Origin of the sequence: Pseudomonas syringae group sp. J254-4 (genome assembly GCF_032586855.1) — a bacterium.
Lineage (GTDB): Bacteria > Pseudomonadota > Gammaproteobacteria > Pseudomonadales > Pseudomonadaceae > Aquipseudomonas > Aquipseudomonas amygdali.
This window is the reverse complement of record NZ_JAWHOO010000001.1, coordinates 66,977-73,768: the sequence shown is the minus strand read 5'-3', so window position 1 is coordinate 73,768 and position 6,792 is coordinate 66,977. Positions and strand designations below refer to the sequence as shown.

The 6,792-nt window shown below is 58.4% G+C and carries 5 protein-coding genes; 4 read left to right on the top strand and 1 reads right to left on the bottom strand.

Going from position 1 to position 6,792, the window contains the following annotated elements; translation table 11 throughout:
• Positions 1-497: 497 nt before the first annotated feature.
• From RYB09_RS00325 to RYB09_RS00310, 4 genes are all read left to right on the top strand, one after another.
• A complete protein-coding gene (locus tag RYB09_RS00325) occupies positions 498-1,328 on the top strand; it encodes an energy transducer TonB (RefSeq protein WP_122258185.1) in 831 nt (276 codons plus the stop codon).
• A gap of 117 nt (positions 1,329-1,445) precedes the next feature.
• Complete coding sequence (locus RYB09_RS00320; protein ID WP_057420663.1) at positions 1,446-2,174, top strand: MotA/TolQ/ExbB proton channel family protein; 729 nt, start codon at positions 1,446-1,448, stop codon at positions 2,172-2,174.
• Between the two features lies 1 nt (position 2,175).
• Positions 2,176-2,577: an ExbD/TolR family protein gene (locus RYB09_RS00315; RefSeq protein WP_002553831.1), complete on the top strand. Its 402-nt coding sequence runs from the start codon at positions 2,176-2,178 to the stop codon at positions 2,575-2,577.
• A gap of 280 nt (positions 2,578-2,857) precedes the next feature.
• Positions 2,858-5,260, top strand: coding sequence for a TonB-dependent receptor plug domain-containing protein (locus tag RYB09_RS00310; RefSeq protein WP_122281156.1), 2,403 nt, complete (start codon positions 2,858-2,860; stop codon positions 5,258-5,260).
• 447 nt (positions 5,261-5,707) lie between these two features.
• Here the strand turns inward: RYB09_RS00310 and RYB09_RS00305 are convergent, their stop codons facing one another.
• Complete coding sequence (locus RYB09_RS00305; protein WP_122281157.1) at positions 5,708-6,745, bottom strand: ABC transporter substrate-binding protein; 1,038 nt, start codon at positions 6,743-6,745, stop codon at positions 5,708-5,710.
• Positions 6,746-6,792 lie beyond the last annotated feature (47 nt).

Here is a 6,792-nt window from a genome sequence, read left to right as displayed (position 1 = left end):
AATTCAAGAGAGGACGCAGAGCGTCCAGAACGGCATGCGACGCGGAGCGTCGCACGATAGTTGATCTACCTGACGACCATCGTTCCTCACGCTCCAGCGTGGGAATGCCTCTTGTGAAGCTCCGCGTCACAACTCTGCGCCGCACTGCAATTCAAGAGAGGACGCAGAGCGTCCAGAACGGCATGCGACGCGGAGCGTCGCACGATAGTTGATCTACCTGACGACTATCGTTCCTCACGCTCCAGCGTGGGAATGCCTCTCGTGACGCTCCGCATCACAACTCTGCGTCGCACGATAGTTGAGGTTATCGTTCCTCACGCTCTCGCATCACGGTATGCGCTGGTTCATATATTCATTTAAAGTCTAACCGGCGAACCAAATATTCTTTTCAGGAACAAGCCTCTTTCAGCGATGATTGCCTTGCCACATCAACTTTGGAAAGGTGACTGATACCAACAGAACCTGGATTTTTATCATGAAAATGCAGGAGTGTATCAATGGGCAATGTCCAGACCGCAGCCAGCGCACATGAAGTGCCCTGGCGCCAGACGCCGAGTGGCGACCTGGTCGATCTGGGGCGTCCTTTCCGTGCGCCTCTGGCGTTATCGCGGTTGCAAAGCACCCCCAAACCCATACTCGGACGACGCGAAGCCATTCTGCTGGGTGCACTGGCGCTGGTATTTCATGGCGCGGTCATCTACTGGTTGAGCCAGAACCCGACACCCGCATTGCCGGTCGTGCCGCCGGAAATTCCGCCGATGACCATCGAGTTCTCTCAGCCCGCGCCGCCGGTTGTGGAGACGCCGCCACCACCGCCCGAGCCTGTCGTGCAGCCTGTGGTCGAGCCGCCGCCCCCGGTCGAAGATGAACTGGCCGTCAAGCCGCCACCGCCCAAACCGATTCCAAAACCCAAGCCGCAGCCGCCCAAGCCGGTGGTCAAACCGGTTGTCAAGCCAGTGGCAAAACCGGTCGAGCAACCAGCCCCACCGGTGCCCGTGCCACCTGTCGCTGCACCTGCCGCTCCCGCACCGCCCGCGCCAAAACCGGTAACTCCGGCTTCTGCCAGCGCTGGCTATCTGCGCAACCCGGCACCGGAATACCCGTCGCTGGCAATGCGCCGCGGCTGGGAAGGCACCGTGCTGTTGCGCGTCCATGTATTGGCCAGCGGCAAGCCCGGCGAGATTCAGATACAGAAAAGCAGCGGCCGCGATCAATTGGATGACGCAGCGCTGGCAGCGGTGAAGCGCTGGAGCTTTGTGCCCGCCAAGCAGGGCGATGTCGCTCAGGACGGCTGGGTCAGCGTGCCCATTGATTTCAAGATCAAATAACGTTTCAAGTTCCAATAACCAGGACATTCGATTGACCCGGCGAGCTACCTGAACCAAAGGCGCATCGCGATACACCCAATGCCTTGTTCAGACTTCGTTCATAAAGAGAGCTGCGCCATGAACCTACTTGCTTCGCCTTTTGAATCCATCGAACACGCGGTCATCTGGCTGCTGGTGATCTTCTCCGTTGCCACTTGGGGTCTTGCTTTGCTCAAGGGCGTGCAGTTCTCGCGCCTGAAGTCCCAGGACCGCAAGTTCCACAAGCAATTCTGGGCTGCATCGAGCCTGGATTCGGCCGCGCAACTGGCCCAGGAACAGCCCGGCGCTGCTGCTCGTGTTGCGCTGGCCGGTTACGCCGCCATTCAGGTGCCGGACGGCGCGCAGGCTAACGACCTCAGTCATTCCATCAACCATCAGGACCGCCTTGAACGTGCCCTGCGTCAGCAGATCGTTCGGGAGCGCCGCTCGCTGGAGACCGGTCTGGCGATTCTCGCCAGTATTGGCAGCACCTCGCCGTTTATCGGCCTGTTCGGTACGGTCTGGGGCATTATGTCGGCGCTCAAGGGCATCAGTGCTGCCGGTTCGGCAAGCCTGGAAACCGTTGCTGGTCCGATCGGCGCAGCGCTGGTGGCAACCGGTGTCGGCATCGCCGTCGCCGTGCCTGCGGTGCTGGTCTACAACTACTTCCTGCGGCGCCTGAAGCTGACCGCTGCTGACCTGGATGACTTTGCCCACGACTTCTACAGCCTGGCGCAGAAGAGTGCATTCCGCGTGTTGCTGCATCCGGTCCTGAAGTCTGGCGCTACAGGCGGGCAGGCCGGGCAGAAAGTGAAGGAGGCGTCCTGAGATGGCTTTTTCCACACAAGATACCGATGAAGTGCTGAGCGAGATCAACGTCACGCCGCTGGTGGACGTGATGCTGGTACTGCTGGTGGTGTTCATCGTGACCGCGCCGCTGCTGACCAACTCGATCCCGATCAACCTGCCCAAGACCGAATCGGTTGCGCCAGTGGAGCAGAAAGACCCGCTGGTGGTGAGTATCGACGGGCAGGGCAAGCTGTTCATCAACAAGGATGAAATTCAACCAGATCTGTTGGAAACCAGCCTCAAGGCGGCCAAGGACAAGGCCCCTGACGTGCGCGTGCAGTTGCAGGCGGACAATGGCGTGAATTACGGCGAAGTGGCACGAGCCATGGCTTCCATCGAACGCGCAGGTATCACCAAGCTGTCGGTAATCACTGCCAAATAAGCGCTTTTTCGTCCATCAGCTTCATCAGTTTTGGGCCGCATCCTCAGGCAGGTGCGGCCTTTTTTTGTCCGCGTTTCAGGCATTTTTCAGTCTGGACACAAATGTAGATGCTTATTCTTTATTGATATTTAAAAATTTAAATCAATGTCATTAAGCTATAAAGCATCGGACCTCCGGAACACCAATCAGACACTGTAATGATCGCTACCGTCCGCCGCACGGATCGCTCGTTGTAACCAGAACAGAGTTTCTGGATCAAGGATTTTCAAGGGGTAGTGGTATGGGGAATTTCAAGCGGAGTGTATTGGCCACGGCGATTTTTTCAGCCAATTTGCTGAGCGTCGCAGGCATCAGTGCAAGCGCTCACGCTGCACAGGCAACAGATGAACAAAACAACCAAAGCGCATCCACCCTGGGCACGGTAATCGTTACCGGCACCAGGGCGCAGGAGCGCACGGCCAGTGCCTCGCTGTCGCCCATTGATGTGATTTCCGGTGACAGCCTGCGCAGTTCCGGCTCCAGCGAATTGGGCACGGTGCTGGCGCGCTTGATCCCTTCGATCAACTTTCCGCGGCCCAGCCTGGTGGACGGTGCCGAGCTGACCCGGCCGGCGCAATTGCGCGGGCTGTCGCCGGATCAGGTGCTGGTGCTGGTCAATGGCAAGCGCCGCCACACATCGGCCTTCGTCAACCTGGGTGGGGCGGTGGGACGCGGTTCGGCACCTGCCGACCTGAACGCCATTCCGCTGTCTGCCATTGACCACATCGAAGTGCTGCGCGACGGTGCTTCAGCGCGTTACGGTTCCGATGCGATTGCCGGGGTGATCAACATCATCCTCAAGAGCGCCGATCATGGCGGGTCGATTTCCAGCAAGTACGGACAGTACAAGAAGGGCGACGGGATTCAGCGTCAGGTGTCCGGTAACACGGGTTTCGCGCTGGGCGACAACGGCACGTTGAACCTGTCGGGTGAAGGCTCCAACAACGACTACACCAACCGTGCCGGTGATGATCTTCGTACTTCCAGCATAGGCTCCACGACTTACGGTCAGCAGGTGTTCCGTCAGGGTGAGCCGCAAACCCACGAGGGCAAGTTGCAATACAACGCCGAGTACAGCTTCAACGATGCAGCGGAGTTCTACAGCTTCGGGGGCTACAGCAAGCGCCGTGGTGAAACTGCCGCGTTTTATCGGCCGAGCAACGCCTCCAACAATATCGCTGCAATTTACCCCAACGGTTATCTGCCACTGATTAACGGCACTCTGGAAGACACCTCGCTGGTAGCGGGGTTACGCGGCGAACTGGCGGATGACTGGCACTACGACGTGTCTGCCAACTACGGGAAAAATACCTATGAACTGCGCACCAAAACCATCAATACGTCACTGGGCTTGAATACGCCGCGCTCCTTCGATAACGGCACGCTGACCAACGACCAGAAGCAACTGAGTTTCGACCTGTCGCGGGAATTCAGCGCGGCATGGCTGCCTTATCCGGTGTCGGTCGCGTTTGGCGCCGAATACCTGCGCCAGGGTTATCAGATCGAGGCAGGGCAGGCCGAGTCGTATTTTCAGACCGGCAGTTCCGGGCTGGGCGGTTTCCGTTCCGCCGATGCAGGCAGCTACTCGCGACACAACTTCGCCCAGTATCTGGATGTGGAAACCAACCTGACCGAGAAGCTCGGTGTGTCGGCTGCCGTTCGCCACGAGGACTACAGCGATTTTGGCTCCAACGTCAGCGGCTCGCTCTCTGCTCGTTATGACTTCACCCCGCAGGTGGCCTTGCGAGGCAGCGTGTCGACAGGCTTCCGCGCACCTTCACTGGCGCAGCAGAATTTCACCTTCACCTCGTCGCAACTGATTGGCAACACTGTTCAGGAAGCGGGCACGTTCCCGGCCGGCAGTAACGTTGCGCAACTGTTAGGCGCCGAAGACCTCAAGCCCGAAAAGTCGCGCAACTACAGCCTGGGCCTGGTGCTCCAGCCACTGGACAGCCTGACTGTGACCGCCGACGTCTATCGCATCGATATTCAGGATCGTATCTCGCTGTCCTCTAACCTGGTGCTCAACAACACGGCCACCAACTACCTGCGCAGCAATGGCGTGGGTGATATCAACTACACCAGCGCGCGCTATTTCACCAACGCCACAGACACCAGCACCGATGGTGTCGATCTGGTCGCCAATTACCGCTACCAGTTCGATAACGGCGTCCGTTGGAACAGCACAGTGGGCTACAACTACAACCACACTAAAGTCACCGACGTGAAAGCCAACCCGGCGATTCTCGATCAGTTAGGGGTGAATCTGGTTCGGGTGGATCGCAGGGAGCGTATCGGTCTGCTGGGTGACACCACCCCGCAGCACAAACTGACGCTGGGCAATGATCTGACGTTCGGTAACTGGGCACTGCATTCCAACCTGGTTCGCTACGGCGAGTTCACCAGCTACCAGGCCGACAAGGTCAACGATCAGACCTTCAGCGCTGCGTGGCTGCTGGACCTCGCAGTAGACTACACACTCAAGAACTGGGTCTTCACCCTGGGCGGCGATAACGTCACCGACAAGTACCCCGAAAAGCTCAACGACTTCTCGTCCAGCGGCGGCAACCTGGCTTACAGCACGTTCTCGCCTTACGGGTATAGCGGGGCGTTTTACTACGGCAAGGTGACGTACAACTGGTAATTTGCCGCTGATTCTCATGTCGATGCTGCGCGTTGGCATACAGCTCGTGACGCTTCGCGTCATATCTGTGCTGCAACACAACGGCATGTCTTGCCCGTAGTCACTGCACATAAATGAAAGCGCTTTTTTGTCGCGACGGCACTGACGACGCAGAGTGCGACGTTAGTGACGGCTGAGTCCTGACGCTGATCCGGGGGATGCGAGGCAGGACGCCGAGCAAGCCGCACCGGGCCAAGGATGGCCCGTTGCGGCGGCCCCCGGATCAGTGACAGGGCGAAGGAACCCGACGAAGTCGGGCCGGAAACAGGAGCGAGGACTTTGCTCACTTTGGTCCCTCAAAGTGAGGCGCCGAGGGGCGAAAAGGGGACTTGAGTCTTATCTGAATCTATCTGACCTCGCAGAACCTGTGTGACGCAGAGCGTCACAAAAATGCTCTGCGTTTCACTCTCAACTGCCCTGCAACGGGGTGGCATCCTGAAAGAAGTAATCCTTCCACGACGCTGGCTTGTTCTTGATCGCGCCGACGCGGTACAGAAACTCGGCCAGCGGGTAGGTGTTCTTCGGCGTGATGGTGAATTGAAACTCCGGCTGATCAATGATCTTCAACAGTTCGGCACGGTCGATCTTCGCCTTGGTGACGCGCAGGTAGATGTCGGCGGCAGCACCAATGTCTTTACTGACGAACGCTTCTGCCTCGGCCAGCGCTTCAATGAAGGCCTTGTAGGTTTTCGGGTTTTCGTTGCGAAATTTCTCGGTGGCGAACAGTACGGTGGGAGAGTTAGGCCCCAGCAGGTCATAGGTGTTGAGCACTACATGCACGTTGGGGTTTTTCAGTTCCTGATCCTGATAAGGCGGGTTGGAAAAGTGCCCGGTCAACTCGGTGCCGCCAGCGATCAGGCTGGCGGCGGCGTCCGGGTGCGGCAGGCTCAAGGTGTACTTGTCCAGGCGTGCGTATTCCTTGTCGCCCCAGAGTTTCGCGGCGGCGAACTGCAGGTAGCGTGACTGCACTGAAACACTGACTGCCGGCACCGCGATGCGGTCCTTTTCGGTGAAGTCGGCGATGGTTTTGACGTTGGGGTTATTGCTCACCAGGTAATAGGGGAAGTTGCCCAGCGACGCGACCGCCTTGACGTTCTGCCTGTCCTTGGTGCGGTCCCAGATGGTCAGCAACGGGCCAACCCCGGCACCGGCAACATCAATGGAGCCTGACAGCAGGGCATCGTTGACCGCCGAACCTCCGGACAGTTGGGTCCAGTCCACCTTGATCTCCAGGCCGTCTTGCTTGCCGTGTTTCTCGATCAATTGTTGATCGCGCACCACGTTTAGCAGCAGGTAGACGATGCCGAACTGCTCGGCAATGCGAATTTCGCCTTCAGCCTGTGCGCTGGCGGGCGCAACCAGCGTTCCGGTCAACAGCGCAGCACCAAGCCCGATGGCCGCTGCCAGGCGGCTGAAACGGGGTAGAAACAGGACAGGTTTTGACATGCATGGCTCCAAAACGGAAACGGAATTTTCTGGAGCATATCGCTATA